Genomic DNA, 16,133 nt, shown 5'->3' with positions numbered 1-16,133 from the left:
CGCGCTCAGTTGAAGGTGTTGTTCTGCACGTTGTGGTCGCCGACCTGCACGCCCTTGGCGCCGCGCAGGTCGACCACGTACTTGCCGGCCCCGTACCCCGCCGGGTCGGCGACGGCCAGCACCCGCTCGGCGGCGGCCAGCAGCTCGTCGTCGACGTCGGCCGCGTCGAGCCGGCCCGCCAGCCGCTTCCGCCACGCCTCCGGCTCGGTGTCGTCGGCGGCCACGGCCTCGGGGTCGTCCTGACGGGCGGAGAGCCGGCGCCGCAGCAGCGACTTGAGACCGACGTAGGCATCGACGATCGCCTGGCCCACCGTCTCGGACAGCGCGGCCGACGCCCCCGTCGCCAACGCCGTCACCACCAGGGTCACCGGGTCCACCACGTCCCTTTCCGCCAGGCCTTTCGGCCACCCGCACGAGTGTCCCACAGCGTACGACTACGATGCGTCCGCTCTCCGGTACGCAGCAGATTTCACGTCCAATCGTCCCCTCGTGCGGCGGACCTGTGCGACTCTGACTGCTTCTCCGGTAGGGGAGAAAGCGCCGTCGCCGGACCGCGGCGGAGGGCCGCCACAAAGGGGTGGGGGGAACTGGGCAGCACGCGGGCACAGCGCACAGGGCAGGACGGGGCTTCCGCCCGTGGCTGACGTGGAGCGCTTGAAGCGGAGCTGGGCCCAGGTCGCCGCGTACGGCGACCAGGTGGCGCTGCGGTTCTACAGCCGGCTGTTCGTGATGGCGCCCGAGACCCGCGACATGTTCCCCCTGGCCATGGGCGCCCAGCGCGGCCGGCTGGTCGCCGCGCTCGGCCACACGGTGTCGCACATCGACGACCTCGAGCGCCTGGTCCCCTACCTGCAGCAGCTCGGCCGCGACCACCGCAAGTTCGCCGTCGTCGCCGACCACTACGGCCCGGTGGGCGAGTCGCTGCTCGCCACCCTCGCCGACTTCCTGGGCCAGGAGTGGTCGGCCGACCTGGCGCACGACTGGGCCGAGGCCTACGGCCGGGTGGCCCGCACCATGATCGACGCCGCCGAGCTGGCCGCCCGCCAGACGCCGCCCTGGTGGGCCGCCGAGGTGGTGGCCCAGGAGCGCCGCACGTTCGACATCGCCGTGGTCACCGTGCTGCCCGAGCAGCGCTACGACTACGCGCCCGGCCAGTCGATGGCCGTGGAGATCCCGCTGCGGCCCCGGCTGTGGCGCTACTACTCCCCCGCCAACGCCCCCCGTGACGACGGCAGCCTCGATCTGCACGTGCGCCGCATGCCGGGCGGCCACGTGTCCGGCGGCCTGGTCGACAAGGTGCAGAAGGGCGACGTCGTGCGCCTCGCCTCACCGGTCGGCCACCGGCTGACGCTCCCACCCGGAGGCGACGACGACCTGCTGCTGATCGCCGGCGGCACCGGCCTGGCGCCGCTGAAGGCCCTGGTCGAGCACGTCGCCCACCGCACCCGGGTGGGCGAGCCCGCCCGCCGCGTGTCGCTGTTCGTGGGCACCCGCACCGCCCGCGAGCTTTACGACCTGCCGGCCCTGCAGGCGCTCGACGCCCAGCACCCGTGGCTCACGGTCGTGCCCGCCCTGGCCGACGATCCGGAGTACGAAGGGCCGGTCGGTCCGCTCGACGGTGTGCGCCCGGTCGAGCACGGGGAGGTCGCCGAGGTGGCGCTGCGCCACGGCCCCTGGCACGACCACGAGGTCTACGTGTGCGGCAGCGACCACATGGTCCTGGCCACGGCGCAGCGGCTGCGCGACGCCGGCTGCCCCGACGAACGCATCCACTACGAGGGTTTCCAGGGTCTCGGCGGCGAGGCCTACGGAGTGGTCGACCCGGGAGGGAGACGCTGATGAGCACCGACGCCTCGGGAGGGGTGACCGCCTACAAACTGCCTCGACACCTGTCACCCGAGCAGGTGCGCGCGGCGTCGTTCGAGCGGGCGCCGTTCGGCCGACGGGGTTTCGAGGAGCAGGAGGTGCAGGCCTACCTCACCCGGGTGGCCGAGGAGCTGGCCACCCGCGACGTGGAGATCGCCCGGCTGGACGGCGAGAACCGTCAGCTCAAGCACGCCCTGCGCGAGTGGCACCGGCAGCTGGTCGGCTACGACTCGGCCGAGATCATCGCCCGCACCCAGCAGCACATCGAGGCGCAGATCGACCAGGCGGAGCAGTTCAGCCGGGAGCGCGAGGAGGAGGCCGCCCAGCGCTACGACGAGATCCTCGCCGAGGCCCGCCAACGGGCCCGCGACGAGGCCGAGCGCCTGGTGCACGACGCCCCCGAGTCCCAGCCCGGCGTCCGGGCGGCGCAGGAGTGGCTGAGCCGCCAGCAGACCTACGTCGGCGCTCTCAAGCAGGCGCTGGGCGCGCTGGCGGCGCAGGTCAACGCCACCCAGCAGGCGTTCGGCCTGGAGGTCAACCACCTGAGCGACATCTCGGGCGCGGCGACCGCACCCGCCCTTGCACCCGGGTCACCCGAGCCGGCCCCCGTCCCGCTGTCACCATCGCCACCACCACCGCCGCTGCCGCCGCTGCCGCCGCCCGACGACGACAACCACGACGACAACCACGACGGCGACCACGGCGACCACGACCACGGCGACCATGACCACGACGACGATCCGCCGGCCCTGGTCGACCCCGTCGACGAGCCCCCGCTCGAACCCCTCCCCGGCGACGATCCCACCGAGGCCGTCAGCGACTGATGTCGACCGGCTCGGCCGGGGCGCCCACCCGGACGAGGTCGTCGAGGAGATCGGCGAGGTCGGCCGGTGCGAAGCGGTCGTCGCGGCTGCCGCGCATCTCGGCGGGCGTCCACCAGCGGGGGATCGCGTCGTGCCAGCCGACGTCGGGGTCGCCGTCGCGGCACACGGTCGGTTCGAAGCGCTCGGACTCCACCAGGTAGTAGGTCTCGTGCTGGTGGACGCTCTGGCCGTTCCACTGCAGGTCCACCCGCCGCCGCCACACCGCCGGGCCGACCCGGACCGCCGGGAGCTCCAGCCCGATCTCCTCCCGCAGCTCCCGCTGCAGCGCGGCCATGTCGTCCTCCCCGGCGTCGATCCCGCCGCCCGGTGTGATCCACCATCGGGTCCGCGACGCGGGCTCCGTCACCCGCATCAGCAGCACGGCCCCGTCCCGGTCGACCATCAGCGCCCGCACCGCTCGTCGCTCTCCCACGCCCCGATTCTGGCCGACCGCCTACATTCCGACGGCATGGACCTCTTCGCGACCGCCCTCGACACCGCCGCCGCCATACGTCGTAAGGACGTGAGCCCCAGCGAGGTGGCCGACGCCTACCTGGCCCACATGGAGACGCTCGAACCCGCACTCAACGCCTTCGCCCACCGGGCCGACGACGAGGTGCGGGCCGCCGCGGCGAAGGCCACCGAGGTGGTCGCGGGCGTCGCCGACCCCGCGACGCTCCCGCCGTTCCACGGCGTCCCGCTGCCGATCAAGAACCTCAACGCCGTCGGCGGCTGGCCCTGCACCTACGGGTCGAAGGGTGCGTCCCGGGCGCCGCGGGCCCAGTCCGACCCGATCGTCGAGCGCTTCGTCGCGGCCGGCTTCGTGCTGTCGGGCATGACCAACAGCCCCGAGTTCGGCACGATCAGCTACACGGAGTCCGACGCCCACGGCATCACCCGCAACCCCTGGGACACCACCCGTACGCCGGGCGGCTCCTCCGGCGGGGCGGCCGCGGCAGTGGCGTCGGGCATGGCGCCGATCGCCCACGCCTCCGACGGCGGCGGCTCGATCCGCATCCCCTCGTCGTGTTGCGGCCTCGTCGGGATGAAGGCGGGCCGGGCCCGGGTGCCCAACGGACTCGTCGAGATGGAGGGCTTCTCGACCAACGGCGTGGTGGCCCGCACGGTGGCCGACGCCGCCGCGGCGTTCGACGTGGTCGCCGTGGTCGACCCGTACAGCTGGTACGCGGCACCGCAGCCGCCCGAGCCCTGGTCGACGCTCGCCACCCGCGACCCGGGCCGCCTGCGGGTGGGCTACGCGACCGTCGCACCGCTGGGCCTGCCCGTCGACCCGGCGTGCGTCGCCGCGGTCGACACGACGGTCGCCGCCCTCGCCGCCGCGGGCCACGACGTGACCGAGACGGCGCTCGAGGTGCCCGAGATGGACGCGTTCGTGGCGTCGTTCCTCGCCGTGTGGAACACCGGGACCGCCTGGTCGCCGGTCGAGGACTGGGACGCGATCGAGCCCCTCAACGCCGCCCTGCGCGCCGCCGCCCGGGACATCGACTCACTGGCCTACGTCGACGGCATCCGCACCATGCAGACGCTGGCGAAGGCGGTCGTCCGCCCGTTCCTCGACGAGTTCGACGTGGTGGTGACGCCGACCATGGCCTGCCTGCCGCCTGCGGTCGGGACGTGGCGGGAGGGCGCCGACGCCGACCCGACCGTGGCGCTGCTCAACTGCTACCCGATGGCGGTGTTCACCTCGGTGTTCAACGTCACCGGCCTGCCCGCCATCTCCGTGCCGGTGCACGCCGACGAGGCGTCGGGCCTCCCCGTCGGCGTGCAGGTGGTCGCCGGCCCCTGGCGCGACGACCTCGTCTTCCAGGTCGCCACCCAGCTGGAGCAGTCCCTTCCCTGGGCCCACCGCCACGCTCCCATCGGGTAGCCCTTGACATCTCTCTAATCTCGTTAGAGGATTTGAAGCGTGGTAGCTGAGCCGAAGCGGAATCGACAGGCGGAACGGCGTGAGGCGACGCGGGGCGAGATCCTCGACGCGGCGTGGGAGGTCGCCCGGGAGCTCGGCCTCGCGGGCTTGTCGCTGCGCGACGTCGCCGGCCGGATCGGCATGCGGCCGCCGTCGCTCTACTGGTACTTCGACTCGAAGCACGCCATCTACGACGCCATGTTCGCCCAGGGCAACCAGGCGCTCCTCCGGCGGATCGACGAGCGCGACCTGCCGACCGAGCCTCGGGCGCGGCTGCGCGAGGTTGCCCGGGTCTTCATCGAGTTCGCCATGGAGGACCCGGCGCGGTCCCAGCTCATGTTCCAGCGGACGATCCCCGACTTCGAGCCGTCCGCCGAGTCGTACGCCTACGCCCTCGAGGTGTTCGAGCGGGGCCGGCAGGCGCTGGCCGATGCCGGCGTGACCACTCCGGAGCAGCTCGACCTGTGGACCGCGCTGGTCGCCGGCCTCACGTCGCAGCAGCTCACGAACGACCCGAACGGCGACCGCTGGCTGCGCCTGGCCGACGATGCGATCGATATGTACGCCGACCACGTCCTGCCGCGGCGGGCAAACCGGAGGAAGACATGACCATGACCGTCACCGACGTCGGCGCGATCCCGGCCATCGGTCACGCCGAGGCGATGGAGCTGGCGGACGCCGAGAGCCGGCGCCTGCTCGACGTCGTCGACCAGCTCACCGACGAGCTCTGGTCGCGCTCTACCGACTGCGACGGCTGGGACGTCAAGGCCCTGCTCTCCCACGTGCTCGGCCACATGGAGGGCAACGCCCGCGTCCGCGAGTTCGTCCGCCTGTTCCGGCACGCCACCCGGGCAGCGAAGCGCAACGGCTCGGCCATGATCGACGAGATGACCGCCCTGCAGGTGCGCGAGCGGGCGCAGCTGACCCCCGCCGAGCTGGCCCGACGCCTCCACGAGGTCGCGCCCGCCGCCGTGCGCGGCCGGCGGCGCACGCCCGGCCTCGTGCGAGCGCTGCCGTTCAAGCCCGGCGAGCCCTTCGGCGGCACGTGGAAGATGGGCTACCTGATCGACGTCATCATGGGGCGCGACTACTGGATGCACCGGGTAGATGTCACCCGTGCGACCGAGCTCGAGCTGGTGCTGACCCCGGAACACGACGGCCGCATCGTGGCCGACATCGTCGCCGAGTGGGCCCGCACCCACGGGCAGCCGTTCGACCTGGTCCTCGACGGCCCGGCGGGCGGGCGCTACCGCCATGGCACCGCCGGCGAGCAGCTCGAGCTCGACGCCGTCGACTTCTGCCGCATCCTCTCCGGCCGGGACACGGGTCCCGGCCTCCTCTCCCAGGAGGTCCCGTTCTGATGTCCACGACCGTCGACGAGATCGCGGACGGCATCTACCGCATCTCCACGTGGGTGCCCGATGTCGCTCCCCCCGCCGGGTTCACCTTCAACCAGTTCCTGATCGACGCCGAGGAGCCGCTGCTGTTCCACACCGGCGCCCGGGCGATGTTCCCCGTGGTGTCGGAGGCGGTGGCCAGCGTGGTGCCGGTCGAGCGGGTGCGCTGGATCACCTTCGGCCACGTCGAGTCCGACGAGTGCGGGTCGATGAACGAGTGGCTGGCGGCGGCACCGCAGGCCGAGATCGCCCACGGGATGGTCGGCTGCCTCGTGTCGCTCAACGACATGGCCGACCGGCCGCCCCGCGCCCTGGCCGACGGCGAGGTGATGGATCTCGGCGGCAAGCGGGTGCGGCACATCGACACCCCCCACGTGCCGCACGGCTGGGAGGCCCGGGTGCTCTACGAGGAGACCACCGGCACGCTGCTGTGCGGCGACCTGTTCACCCACATCGGCAACCCTGCCGCTCTGACCAGCGACGACGTGGTCGGCCCGGCGATGGAGGCCGAGGCGATCTTCCGGGCCAGCTGCATGGCGCCCGACACCGCCACGGTCATGCGCCGCCTCGCCGAGCTCGCCCCCACGAAGCTGGCCGTCATGCACGGCTCGTCGTTCGAGGGCAACTGCGCCCAGGCCCTGAACGACCTGGCCGACGCCTACGAGTCGACGTACCTCTCGTGACCGAAATTTCGACAGGAATGGTGGCTATAGCGCCATCTCTGTCGATATTTCGGCTGGCGGTCGGTCAGTAGCGGGCGCGGAGGTGCTCGCCGGTGAGCGACCGGTCGGACGCGGCCAGGGCGGCCGGCGTGCCCTCGAACACCACCCGACCACCGTCGTGACCGGCGCCCGGGCCCATGTCGAGCACCCAGTCGGCCCGGGCGACGATGTCGAGGTTGTGCTCGATGACCACCACGGTCCGCCCGCCGTCGACCAGCTCATCGAGCAGGCCGATGAGGTTGTCGACGTCGGCCATGTGCAGGCCGCTGGTGGGCTCGTCCAGGACGAACACGTCGCTGGCCCCGTGCATCTGGATGGCGAGCTTGAGCCGCTGGCGCTCGCCGCCCGACAGCGTGGTGAGCGGCTGGCCCAGCGCCACGTACCCCAGGCCCACGCTCGCCAGCGACGACAGCATCGGCCGCACGGCCTTCTCGGTGAAGAACTCGGCCGCCTCGGTCACCGGCATGGCCAGCACCTCGCTGATGTCGCGGCCCCGCAGCTCGAACTGCAGCACCTCCCGGGTGAAGCGCTTGCCCTCGCACTCCTCGCACGGGCTGGCGACGCCGGCCATGAACGCCAGGTCGGTGTAGATCAGGCCGATGCCGCCGCACACCGCGCAGGCACCCTCGGAGTTGGCGCTGAACAGGGCGGCCTTCACCCCGTTCTCCTTGGCGAACGCCTTGCGGATGGGGTCGAGCACGCCGGTGTAGGTGGCGGGGTTCGACCGCCGTGACCCTCGGATCGGCGCCTGGTCGAGGAACGTCACCTTGTCGGTCCGGGGCAGGCAGCCGTGGATCAGCGAGCTCTTGCCCGACCCGGCCACCCCCGTGACCGCCACCAGTACCCCCAGCGGGATGTCGACCGAGACGTCCTGCAGGTTGTGGAGCCCCGCGTGCTCGATCCGCAGCGTGCCCGTGGGCCGGCGCACCTCGTCGTCGGCCTTGAGCACCTGCTGCTGCTCCAGATGGAGGCCGGTGCGCGTGCCCGATGCCCGCAGCCCGTCCACCGTGCCCTGGTAGACCACGGTGCCGCCCGCCGAACCCGCGCCCGGGCCCATGTCCACCACGTGGTCGGCGACCACGATCACCTCGGGCTCGTGCTCCACCACCAGCACGGTGTTGCCCTTGTCGCGCAGCTGCCGGAGCAGGTCGTTCATGCGCTGGACGTCGTGGGGGTGGAGGCCGACGGTGGGCTCGTCGAACAAGTAGGTGATGTCGGTGAGGCTGGAGCCCAGGTGGCGCACCATCTTCACCCGCTGCGCCTCGCCGCCCGACAGCGATCCCGACTCGCGGTCGAGGCTCAGGTAGCCGAGCCCGATCTCGACCAGGTTGTCGAGCGTGCCGCGCAGCGTCTGCAGCAGCGGCGCCACCGAGGGGTCGTCGATCTTGGCGACGAAGTCGGCCAGGTCGCTCACCTGCATGGCGGCGCACTCGGCGATGTTCACCCCGTCGATCCGGGAGCCCAGGGCCGCGGCGTTGAGCCGGGCGCCGCCGCAGTCACCGCAGGCGGCGAACGTGGCGATCCGCTCGACCTGGACCCGGATGTGCTTCTGCAGCGAGTCGACGTCCTTCACCAGGAAGAGCCGGCGGACCTTGGACACCAGGCCCTCGTAGGTCCAGTTGAACGAGTCGCCCTTGATCTTGGTCTCGGGGCCGTGGAGGAACCGCTCCCACTCCTCGGGCGTGTAGTCGCGCAGCTTCTTGTCGGCGTCGAAGAAGCCCGACTCGGAGAACACCTTCCAGTACCAGCTGTCGACGGCGAAGTTGGGGAAGGTGATGGCGCCCTCGTTGAGCGACAGGTCGCGGTCGACCAGGCCGTCGATGTCGACGGTCGACACCTTGCCGATCCCCTCGCAGGCGGGGCACATGCCCTGCGGGTCGTTGAAGGAGAACATGTTGGAGCTGCCGACGTGCGGCTGCCCGCTGCGGCTGTAGACGAGCCGCAGCATGGAGTAGGCGTCGGTGGCGGTGCCCACGGTGGAGCGGCTGTTGGTGCCCATCCGCTCCTGGTCGACGACGATGGCCGCGCTCAGGTTGGCCAGCGAGTCGACCTCGGGGCGGGGCAGGTTCGGCATGAACGACTGCAGGAACGCCGAGTACGTCTCGTTGATCAGCCGCTGCGACTCGCTGGCGATCGTGCCGAACACCAGCGACGACTTCCCGGACCCCGACACCCCGGTGAACACCGTCAGCTGCCGCTTGGGGATGTCGATGTCGACGCCCCGCAGGTTGTTCTCCCGTGCCCCACGTACCTCGATCTGCTCATGCCCGGTGGCGCTCATTCAGTACAGCGTACAGAGTTTCGGGCCTTGGGTAGGGTCCCCCCATGCTCGTGCGCGACCACTACCCCGCCGGGACGCCCAGCTGGGTCGAGACCACCCAGCCCGATCCCGTGGCCGCGGCGGCGTTCTACGGCGCCCTCTTCGGGTGGACGTTCAACGACCGCATGCCGCCCGACGCTCCCGGCCAGTACCTGGTCGCCCACCTGGAGGACCTCGACGTGGCCGCCGTCGGGTCGCAGTCCGAGGGGACGCCGCCGACGGCGATGTGGCACACCTACGTCACCGTCGACAGCGCCGACGACACCGCTGCCAGGGTGAGCGAGGCCGGCGGCGCGGTGATCTCGGAGCCGTTCGACGTGTTCGACGTCGGCCGCATGGCGGTGGTCGCCGACCCGGCCGGCGCGACCTTCTGCCTGTGGCAGCCGGGCAGCTTCCACGGGGCCGAGGTCGTCAACGCCCCGGGATCGTGGAACTGGAGCAACCTCGCCACTGGCGATCCCGAGGGCGCCAAGGCCTTCTACGCCGCGGTCTTCGGGTGGGAGGCGCGGACGATCAGCCTGGGCGGCTTCGAGGCCACCATGTTCTGCCTGCCCGACTACGGCGACTTCCTGGCCACCCTGGAGCCGGGCCTCCGCGAGCGGCAGGCGGACCAGGGGGCGCCGGAGGGCTTCGCCGACGCCATCGCCTGGTTGGAGACGACGACGAGCGACGAGGTGCCGGCGCACTGGTCGGTGACGTTCAGCGCCACCGACACCAGGGCCACCGCCTCCCTGGCCGCCCGACTGGGCGGAACGGTGATCGTCCCGCCGTTCGACGCCGGCAACGCGACCATGGCGACGCTCACCGACCCCGCAGGCGCGGTGTTCACCGTAAACACGTACACCCCTCCCTCCTGACGACCTGACGCCCCTGACGCTCAGCCCTCCCGGTCGGCGGCTTCGTCCCAGCTGACCACCTCGACGGCGGTCCCGATCGGGCCGGCGTCCTCGAAGTCGAGGCGCAGGGGGAAGGTGGTGCCCGGCTGCAGGGGCGCGGCGAGGCCCTGGAGCATCAGGTGCGGGGCGCCGGGCCGCAGCTCGGTCTCGCCCGAGGGCACGACCAGGCTCACCGCGTCGCCGCTGCTCTCCTGCGCCATGTCGACGTCGCCGCCCATCAGCGCCGCCGACTCGGCGACGTCGCTCGACACCGCGACGAGGCGGTCGTCGGAGCCCGGGTTGTCGACGGTGAGGTACACCGCGGTGGCGCCCTGGTTGGGGGCGGTCCAGGCGTCGCGGACGACGACGCCGCCGCCGCTGTCGCTGCCGGTCCCTTGCTCGTCGCCCGCGGCCGGCTCGTCGTCGGTGCCGTTCGCGAGCAGCGCCACCCCGGCGCCGAGGATGGCGACCGCTACCACCCCGAGCAGGACGACCAGCGGAACGGACGAACGGCCGCGCCCCGGGGCCCCGCTCATCCTCCGCCTCTCCGGCCAGCCGGCTCTGCTACGCAGCGCAACGGTCGCACTACGCGGAGAGTAGGTGAGGCCGGAGGACCGATCGGCCGATTCGACGGGATTTCGCGAGTAGCGGCTGAATCTCACGGGCAGTGTTCGAGCCGCTGCGCTACGGGAGGGTCATGAACCTACGGTTTGCCGGTCACCGGCCGGGGTTGCGTCTCGCGGTCTGTGCCGTCGCGGTGGCGACCGGGTTCAGCGGTGGCGCCGTGGTGGGCCACCAGGTCGGCCCGTTCCGGCCGCCGCCACCCCCGTCGCCACCCGAGCACGAGCACGCGCCGCGGCACGCGCTCGAGTCGGCCGCCTACCGCTTCGAGTCGACGACCACCGCGCTGACGGGAGCGCCCGACGAGGCCTTCGCGTTCCGCATCGTGGGGCCCGACGGCCATCCGGTGCTCGGCTTCGAGCCCCGGCACGAGCGCGACCTCCACCTCGTGGTGGTGTCCCACGACCTGGCGACCTACCACCACCTCCACCCGACCCTCGGTGCCGACGGCACGTGGACGGTCGGCCTGCCGGCCCTCGTCTCGGGCTCGTACCGGGCCTTCGCGAGCTTCGCGGTCCGGGGCGGACCGGACCTGACGCTCGACTCGGAGCTGGAGGTCGTCAACCCCCTGTTCGAGACCGGCCCGACGCTGACGGTCGACGGCTACACGGTCACCCTCACCGGCACGCCGGTCGCGGGGGCGGCGACCGCCGTGACGCTCACCGTCGCCCGCGACGGAGCGCCCGTGCAGCTGGAGCCGTACCTGGGCGCATCGGGCCACCTGGTGGCGGTCGAGGCGGGCGAGCTGACCTACGCCCACGTCCACCCGGTGGACGACGGCGTCTTCATGCTCCACCTCCCCACCCCGGGCGACTACCGGCTCTTCTTCGACTTCGCCCACGCCGCCGCCGTCCACACCGCCGCCTTCACCGTGCACGTTCCATAGGTGCGCGCTTCCTAGGAGGAACCGATGCTCCCCACCCTGCGACCCCTGAAGGTCGTCGCTCCTGCGGTGCGCCGCGCGGCCGAGGTGCGCACCGACCCCGGCGAGGCGTGGGTCGCCGCGGACCGGGCCGCCGCCCGGGCCCGGCTGGTGGCGGTCACGGCGCTGACGTTGGCGGCGGTCGCCGTGTCGCTGGTGGGCATCGCCTGGCTGCCGCTGGTCCTGGCGGCACCGGTCGTCGTCTGGGCCGCGGCGCCCGTCCACCGGCGGGCCTGGGACGACCTCCGCCGGGCAACCCCCTCGGTGGACCTCGCCGCCTCGCTCGCCATCGTGGCGTCGTTCCCCTGGTCGACCGCCGTCTCGGTCGTCCTCGCCTGGCTCGCCGTGGCGACCAACCCGCCGACGCAGCCCGTCCGGAAGCGGCGGGACGCCCGGGGCCTGCCGGCCGGCTGGCAACCGCGGCGGGTGGTGGCGCCGGAGGAGCGGGCCGTGTCGGTGCTGGTGCCCCTCACCCTGGTCGCCGCGGCGGCGTCGGGGTTCTGGCTGGCCGCCGGGGCACCGCTGCCGGTCGCCGCGGCCACCGCGACCAGCGTCCTCCTGCTCGCCGGTCCCAGTGGCCTCCTCCTTGCCCGGCGGGTCGACGGCGAGGCGGCGGCGCTGGCGGCCCAGGTCGACACGGTGGTGCTCCGCCGGACCGGGGTGCTCACCACGGGACAGCCCTGGCTCGTCGACGTGGCGCTAGCCGCCGACGCCGATCCCGACCACATCCTCTGGCTGGTCGGGTCGTTGGCGCGGCGCAGCCCGCACCCGGTGGCGCACGCCGTCGTGGCGGCTGCCGAGCGGCGGGGGCTGCCGCTGGCCGAGGTCGAGCTCCTCGTCGATCGCCCCGGCCTGGGCGTACGGGGCGTGGTCGACGGCACGATCGTGGTGGCGGGCCGGGAGCGCTTCGTCACCGCCTGGGCCCGGGAGCTGCCCGAGCACCTGGCCACGGCCCGGACCGCCGCCGAGACCGCCGGGCAGATCGCCCTGCTCGTCGGGTGGGACGACGCGGTGCGCGCCGTGCTGGTGGTGGGCGACCCGCCCCGCCCGACCGCCGCCGACGCCGTGGCCGCGCTGACCGCGCTCGGGATCGAGCCGGTGCTGGCGTGCGGCGACGACCGTCTGGCGGCCACCGCCATGGCCGACGCCGTGGGCGTCACGAAGGTGGTCCCGCTGGTGCTGCCGGAAGCGACCGCCGGGGTCGTCGCTCAGCTCCGCCAGGACGGGCGCATCGTCGCGACGGCGGCCTCCGAACGCGACACCCCTGCCGACGTGCTCGTCGAGCCCGACCTGTGGGCCGCCGTCGACGCCCTGCGCCGGGCCCGTGTCGTCACCCGCCTGACCCGGCAGAACGTGGCGCTCGCCGTCGGTCTGAACCTCGCCGCCCTCCCGCTCGCCGTGCTGGGCCGCCTCGGCCCCACCCCAGCGCTCGTCCTCGCCGTGGTGTCGGCCGCCGCGGTCGGACTGAACGGCCTACGGATCCGGCGCCTCGGGTCGGTGCGACCGCCGGCCCACCGGCTCGCCCGCTGACGTGGCCGACGCCGCGGCCGCGGCGCAGTCGGAGCAGAGGCCGCCCAGGGCGAGGTGGCTGGGCTCGACGGCGAAGCCGTAGTCGCGGGCGACCCGCCGGGTCACCGGCTGCATCACCGCGGTGGGCACGTCGCGCACGGCACCGCAGCGGCCGCACACCAGGTGGCCGTGGTGGTCACCGTGCAGGTGGTACACGGTCGGCCCGTGGCCGACGTGCAGGTGGGTGACCATGCCCGCCTCGGCCAACCGGTCGAGCGCCCGGTAGATCGTCGACACGTGGATCGCCGGGTGCGCCTGCTGCACCGCGTCGGCGAGGTCGGCCGCCGTCAGGTGCTCCTCGGTCTCGGCCAGCACCTGGACGACGCCCCGCAACGCCGTCGTGACCCGGCCGCCGCGCTCGCGCATGTGCTGCAGCACGGCGTCGACCTGTGGGGCTGGCATGTCCACCCGACCGATCGTAACCAGAAGACGTCATCCATTCGCTCTTGCCACTACGAAGCTACTGCGACAGAGTTGCAGTAATCACGCGAGAGAGGGAGGGGTCGTGCACATTCCCGATGGTTTCGTCGACGCGCCGACGTCGGTGGCGGCGACCGCGGTCTCGGCCGGAGGGCTCGCCGTGTGCCTCCGCCGCTCGGCCGAGGTGCTGGAGGACAGGCTCGCCCCGCTGGCCGGGCTGGTGGCCGCCTACGTGTTCGCCGTGCAGATGCTCAACTTCCCGGTCGCCGGGGGCACCAGCGGTCACCTGCTGGGTGGGGCGCTCGCCGCCGTGCTGGTCGGGCCGTGGGTCGGGGCGCTGTGCGTCTCTGTGGTGCTGGTGGTGCAGGCGCTGCTGTTCGCCGACGGCGGCATCTCCGCCATCGGCCTCAACGTCCTCAACATGGCGCTGGTCGGCGCCTTCGCCGGCTACGGGCTGTTCGTGCTGGCCCGCCGCGTCCTGCCGGCCACCCGGGCGGGCGTCGCCGCGGCCTCCGGCGTCGCCGCCCTGCTGTCGGTCGTGCTGGCGTCGCTGGCGTTCGCCCTGGAGTACGCGCTCGGGGGCACGGGCGGTGCCTCGGTCGACCGCGTGACCACCGCCATGGTGGGCGTCCACGTGCTGATCGGCATCGGCGAGGCGTTGATCACGGCGATGACCGTGAGCGCGGTGATCGCGGTGCGGCCCGACCTGGTGCACGGCGCCACCGACCTGGTGCCCCGGCCCACGCCGGCACCCGTGGCCGCGAAGGCAGGTGCCTGACATGGGCCGCACCCGACTCGCCGTCTTCGTCGGTGCCGGCCTGCTGGTCGCGCTGGCGCTTGCCTTCTTCGTCAGCCCCGAGGCCAGCAGCAAGCCCGACGGCCTCAACAAGGTCGCCATCGACGAGGGCTTCGCCGAGCAGGAAGAGGCGCACGACCTGGAGGACAGCCCCCTCGCCGGCTACGGCGTGGAAGGCGTCGACGACGACCGCCTCGGCACCGGCCTCTCGGGAGTCCTCGGCGTCGGCGCCACGTTCGCCCTCGCCGGCGGCCTGTTCCTCGTGATCCGCCGCCTGCGCCCCACCTCGGAAGGCGAGACGACATGAGTGGCGGGCACGGGCACGCCCACGGCCTCTACCTGCCGCGGCACTCGGTCGTCCACCGGTTGCGGCCGCACGCCAAGGTGGCCGCCACGCTGGCGTTCGTCCTGGCGGTGGTGGCCACGCCCCGCGACGCCTTCTGGGTGTTCGGCCTCGACGCGGTGCTGGTGGCGACCGTCGCCCTCCTGGCCCACGTGTCGCTGCCGACGCTGGCCCGGCGCCTCGCCATCGAAGCGCCGTTCGTCGCCTTCGCCGTCTTCCTGCCGCTCGTCGGCGAGGCGCCCCACACCGACGTCGCGGGCCTGTCGCTGTCGGAGCCGGGGTTGTGGGGTGCCTGGAACATCCTGGTGAAGGGCACCCTGGGCGTCGCCGCCACCGTGCTGCTGGCGTCGACCACCACGATCGCCGAGCTGCTGACCGGCCTGGACCGACTGCGGGTGCCCCGGGCGTTCACGGCGATCGCCGGCTTCATGGTCCGCTACGGCCAGGTGATCGTCGGCGAGGGCCGGCGGATGCGGATCGCCCGCCTGTCCCGGGGCTACGACCCCCGCTGGATCTGGCAGGCCCGGGCGGTCGCCTCGTCGGCGGGCACGCTCTTCATCCGCTCCTACGAGCGTGGCGAACGGATCCACGTGGCGATGCTCTCCCGAGGCTTCACCGGCGAACTGCCGGCGGCCACCCACGACCGGGCCGACGCCCGCGAGTGGCTCGCCGTCGCGCTCGTCCCCGCCCTGGCGGCGACCGCCGCCCTCACCGCCTGGCTGGCGACGTGACCGTGCCCACCCCGAACCCGACCCCGACCCCGGCGCTCGAGGTCGAGGGCCTCGCCTACGCCTACCCCGACGGGCACACCGCGCTCCGCCAGGTCGACCTGGTGGTCCAGCCGGGCGAGCGGGTGGCGCTGCTCGGCCCCAACGGCGCCGGCAAGACCACCCTGATCCTCCACCTCAACGGCATCCTCCAGGCAGCCGGCGGCGAGGTGCGCGTCGGCGGCCTCCCGGTGGCGAAGGCGCACCTGAAGGAGATCCGGCGCCGGGTCGGCGTGGTCTTCCAGGACCCCGACGACCAGCTGTTCATGCCCACCGTGCGCGACGACGTCGCCTTCGGCCCCGCCAACCTGGGCCTGCGCGGCGACGAGCTGGACCGCCGGGTGCACGCCGCCCTCGCGGCCGTCGGGATGACCGAGGCCGCCGACCGGCCGCCCCACCACCTGAGCTTCGGCCAGCGCCGCCGGGTCGCGGTCGCCACCGTCCTCGCCATGGACCCGCAGCTGCTGGTGCTCGACGAGCCGACGTCGAACCTCGACCCGGCCGCCCGCCGCGACCTGGCCGACATCCTCCAGTCCCTCCCCGTGACCGCCATCGTCGCCACCCACGACCTGCCCTATGCCCTGGAGCTGTGCCCCCGCGCGGTGATCCTCAACGAGGGCGTGGTGGTCGCCGACGGCCCGACGCCCGAGATCCTCGCCGACGCCCCGCTCATGGCCGCCAACCGCCTCGAGCTCCCCTACGGCTTCCACCCCACCCACACCTGA

The 16,133-nt window shown here is 73.2% G+C and carries 18 protein-coding genes; 13 read left to right on the top strand and 5 right to left on the bottom strand.

Annotated features, from left to right (window positions below; translation table 11 throughout):
- Positions 1-5: 5 nt before the first annotated feature.
- Entirely contained in the window at positions 6-377 is a 372-nt protein-coding gene (locus VK611_28350; protein HMG45277.1) for a hypothetical protein, read from the bottom strand.
- Positions 378-636: 259 nt separating this feature from the next.
- Between VK611_28350 and VK611_28345 the strand changes: the two genes are divergently transcribed.
- Together VK611_28345 and VK611_28340 are read left to right on the top strand one after the other, a co-directional pair.
- Entirely contained in the window at positions 637-1,839 is a 1,203-nt protein-coding gene (locus VK611_28345; protein ID HMG45276.1) for a globin domain-containing protein, read from the top strand.
- A complete protein-coding gene (locus VK611_28340; protein ID HMG45275.1) occupies positions 1,839-2,690 on the top strand; it encodes a DivIVA domain-containing protein in 852 nt (283 codons plus the stop codon). Before VK611_28345 ends, VK611_28340 begins: the two co-directional genes overlap by 1 nt.
- On the opposite strand, the gene VK611_28335 is transcribed toward VK611_28340, so the two are convergent.
- Positions 2,680-3,162 carry an NUDIX domain-containing protein gene (locus VK611_28335; GenBank protein HMG45274.1) on the bottom strand — a complete coding sequence of 161 codons (483 nt, stop codon included), beginning with the start codon at positions 3,160-3,162 and terminating at the stop codon, positions 2,680-2,682. The two genes, VK611_28340 and VK611_28335, sit on opposite strands and share 11 nt — an antisense overlap.
- Positions 3,163-3,198: 36 nt before the next feature.
- Between VK611_28335 and VK611_28330 the strand changes: the two genes are divergently transcribed.
- The 4 genes from VK611_28330 to VK611_28315 are packed head-to-tail and all read left to right on the top strand — an operon-like array spanning position 3,199 to position 6,736.
- Positions 3,199-4,617 (top strand): amidase, encoded by a 1,419-nt coding sequence (locus VK611_28330; GenBank protein ID HMG45273.1) that lies wholly within the window; start codon positions 3,199-3,201, stop codon positions 4,615-4,617.
- Positions 4,618-4,656: 39 nt separating this feature from the next.
- The gene (locus VK611_28325; GenBank protein ID HMG45272.1) at positions 4,657-5,265 is read left to right on the top strand and encodes a TetR/AcrR family transcriptional regulator; all 609 of its coding nucleotides are present in this window, start codon (positions 4,657-4,659) and stop codon (positions 5,263-5,265) included.
- A 2-nt stretch (positions 5,266-5,267) separates the two neighbouring features.
- Positions 5,268-6,017, top strand: a complete 750-nt coding sequence (locus VK611_28320) for a maleylpyruvate isomerase family mycothiol-dependent enzyme (GenBank protein ID HMG45271.1) — start codon at positions 5,268-5,270, stop codon at positions 6,015-6,017.
- Positions 6,017-6,736: an MBL fold metallo-hydrolase gene (locus VK611_28315; protein HMG45270.1), complete on the top strand. Its 720-nt coding sequence runs from the start codon at positions 6,017-6,019 to the stop codon at positions 6,734-6,736. The genes VK611_28320 and VK611_28315 overlap by 1 nt, the downstream gene beginning before the upstream one ends.
- Positions 6,737-6,800: 64 nt before the next feature.
- On the opposite strand, the gene VK611_28310 is transcribed toward VK611_28315, so the two are convergent.
- Complete coding sequence (locus VK611_28310) at positions 6,801-9,056, bottom strand: excinuclease ABC subunit UvrA (GenBank protein ID HMG45269.1); 2,256 nt, start codon at positions 9,054-9,056, stop codon at positions 6,801-6,803.
- Between the two features lie 44 nt (positions 9,057-9,100).
- Here VK611_28310 and VK611_28305 point away from each other — a divergent pair, with 44 nt between their 5' ends.
- The gene (locus tag VK611_28305; GenBank protein ID HMG45268.1) at positions 9,101-9,952 is read left to right on the top strand and encodes a VOC family protein; all 852 of its coding nucleotides are present in this window, start codon (positions 9,101-9,103) and stop codon (positions 9,950-9,952) included.
- Positions 9,953-9,972: 20 nt separating this feature from the next.
- Here the strand turns inward: VK611_28305 and VK611_28300 are convergent, their stop codons facing one another.
- A complete protein-coding gene (locus VK611_28300; GenBank protein ID HMG45267.1) occupies positions 9,973-10,506 on the bottom strand; it encodes a copper chaperone PCu(A)C in 534 nt (177 codons plus the stop codon).
- A gap of 161 nt (positions 10,507-10,667) precedes the next feature.
- Between VK611_28300 and VK611_28295 the strand changes: the two genes are divergently transcribed.
- Both VK611_28295 and VK611_28290 read left to right on the top strand, forming a co-directional pair.
- Entirely contained in the window at positions 10,668-11,477 is an 810-nt protein-coding gene (locus VK611_28295; GenBank protein ID HMG45266.1) for a DUF4402 domain-containing protein, read from the top strand.
- Between the two features lie 24 nt (positions 11,478-11,501).
- Positions 11,502-13,043 carry an HAD family hydrolase gene (locus VK611_28290; protein ID HMG45265.1) on the top strand — a complete coding sequence of 514 codons (1,542 nt, stop codon included), beginning with the start codon at positions 11,502-11,504 and terminating at the stop codon, positions 13,041-13,043.
- On the opposite strand, the gene VK611_28285 is transcribed toward VK611_28290, so the two are convergent.
- Positions 12,987-13,484, bottom strand: coding sequence for a Fur family transcriptional regulator (locus VK611_28285; protein HMG45264.1), 498 nt, complete (start codon positions 13,482-13,484; stop codon positions 12,987-12,989). The genes VK611_28290 and VK611_28285 overlap by 57 nt on opposite strands.
- Positions 13,485-13,587: 103 nt before the next feature.
- Here VK611_28285 and VK611_28280 point away from each other — a divergent pair, with 103 nt between their 5' ends.
- Genes VK611_28280 through VK611_28265 form a run of 4 tightly spaced genes read left to right on the top strand, consistent with a single transcriptional unit; the run spans position 13,588 to position 16,133 of the window.
- Positions 13,588-14,280 (top strand): energy-coupling factor ABC transporter permease, encoded by a 693-nt coding sequence (locus VK611_28280; protein ID HMG45263.1) that lies wholly within the window; start codon positions 13,588-13,590, stop codon positions 14,278-14,280.
- 1 nt (position 14,281) lies between these two features.
- Complete coding sequence (locus VK611_28275; GenBank protein ID HMG45262.1) at positions 14,282-14,605, top strand: PDGLE domain-containing protein; 324 nt, start codon at positions 14,282-14,284, stop codon at positions 14,603-14,605.
- Positions 14,602-15,372 carry a cobalt ECF transporter T component CbiQ gene (gene cbiQ, locus VK611_28270; protein HMG45261.1) on the top strand — a complete coding sequence of 257 codons (771 nt, stop codon included), beginning with the start codon at positions 14,602-14,604 and terminating at the stop codon, positions 15,370-15,372. Before VK611_28275 ends, cbiQ begins: the two co-directional genes overlap by 4 nt.
- Positions 15,369-16,133, top strand: a complete 765-nt coding sequence (locus tag VK611_28265; GenBank protein ID HMG45260.1) for an ABC transporter ATP-binding protein — start codon at positions 15,369-15,371, stop codon at positions 16,131-16,133. Before cbiQ ends, VK611_28265 begins: the two co-directional genes overlap by 4 nt.

The sequence above is a fragment of the Acidimicrobiales bacterium genome (genome assembly GCA_035316325.1).
In the GTDB taxonomy this organism is placed as follows: Bacteria; Actinomycetota; Acidimicrobiia; order Acidimicrobiales; family VFJN01; genus DASXTK01.
Note: the sequence above shows the minus strand (reverse complement) of the source record. Positions and strands in the feature narration are given on the sequence as shown.

Coding starts and splice junctions, on each gene's coding strand:
- VK611_28340 (HMG45275.1), top strand. CDS start 1,839: ATGAGCACCGACGCCTCGGGAGGGGTGACCGCCTACAAACTGCCTCGA.
- VK611_28330 (HMG45273.1), top strand. CDS start 3,199: ATGGACCTCTTCGCGACCGCCCTCGACACCGCCGCCGCCATACGTCGT.
- VK611_28320 (HMG45271.1), top strand. CDS start 5,268: ATGACCGTCACCGACGTCGGCGCGATCCCGGCCATCGGTCACGCCGAG.
- VK611_28315 (HMG45270.1), top strand. CDS start 6,017: ATGTCCACGACCGTCGACGAGATCGCGGACGGCATCTACCGCATCTCC.
- VK611_28310 (HMG45269.1), bottom strand. CDS start 9,056: ATGAGCGCCACCGGGCATGAGCAGATCGAGGTACGTGGGGCACGGGAG.
- VK611_28305 (HMG45268.1), top strand. CDS start 9,101: ATGCTCGTGCGCGACCACTACCCCGCCGGGACGCCCAGCTGGGTCGAG.
- VK611_28300 (HMG45267.1), bottom strand. CDS start 10,506: ATGAGCGGGGCCCCGGGGCGCGGCCGTTCGTCCGTTCCGCTGGTCGTC.
- VK611_28295 (HMG45266.1), top strand. CDS start 10,668: ATGAACCTACGGTTTGCCGGTCACCGGCCGGGGTTGCGTCTCGCGGTC.
- VK611_28290 (HMG45265.1), top strand. CDS start 11,502: ATGCTCCCCACCCTGCGACCCCTGAAGGTCGTCGCTCCTGCGGTGCGC.
- VK611_28285 (HMG45264.1), bottom strand. CDS start 13,484: ATGCCAGCCCCACAGGTCGACGCCGTGCTGCAGCACATGCGCGAGCGC.
- VK611_28275 (HMG45262.1), top strand. CDS start 14,282: ATGGGCCGCACCCGACTCGCCGTCTTCGTCGGTGCCGGCCTGCTGGTC.
- cbiQ (HMG45261.1), top strand. CDS start 14,602: ATGAGTGGCGGGCACGGGCACGCCCACGGCCTCTACCTGCCGCGGCAC.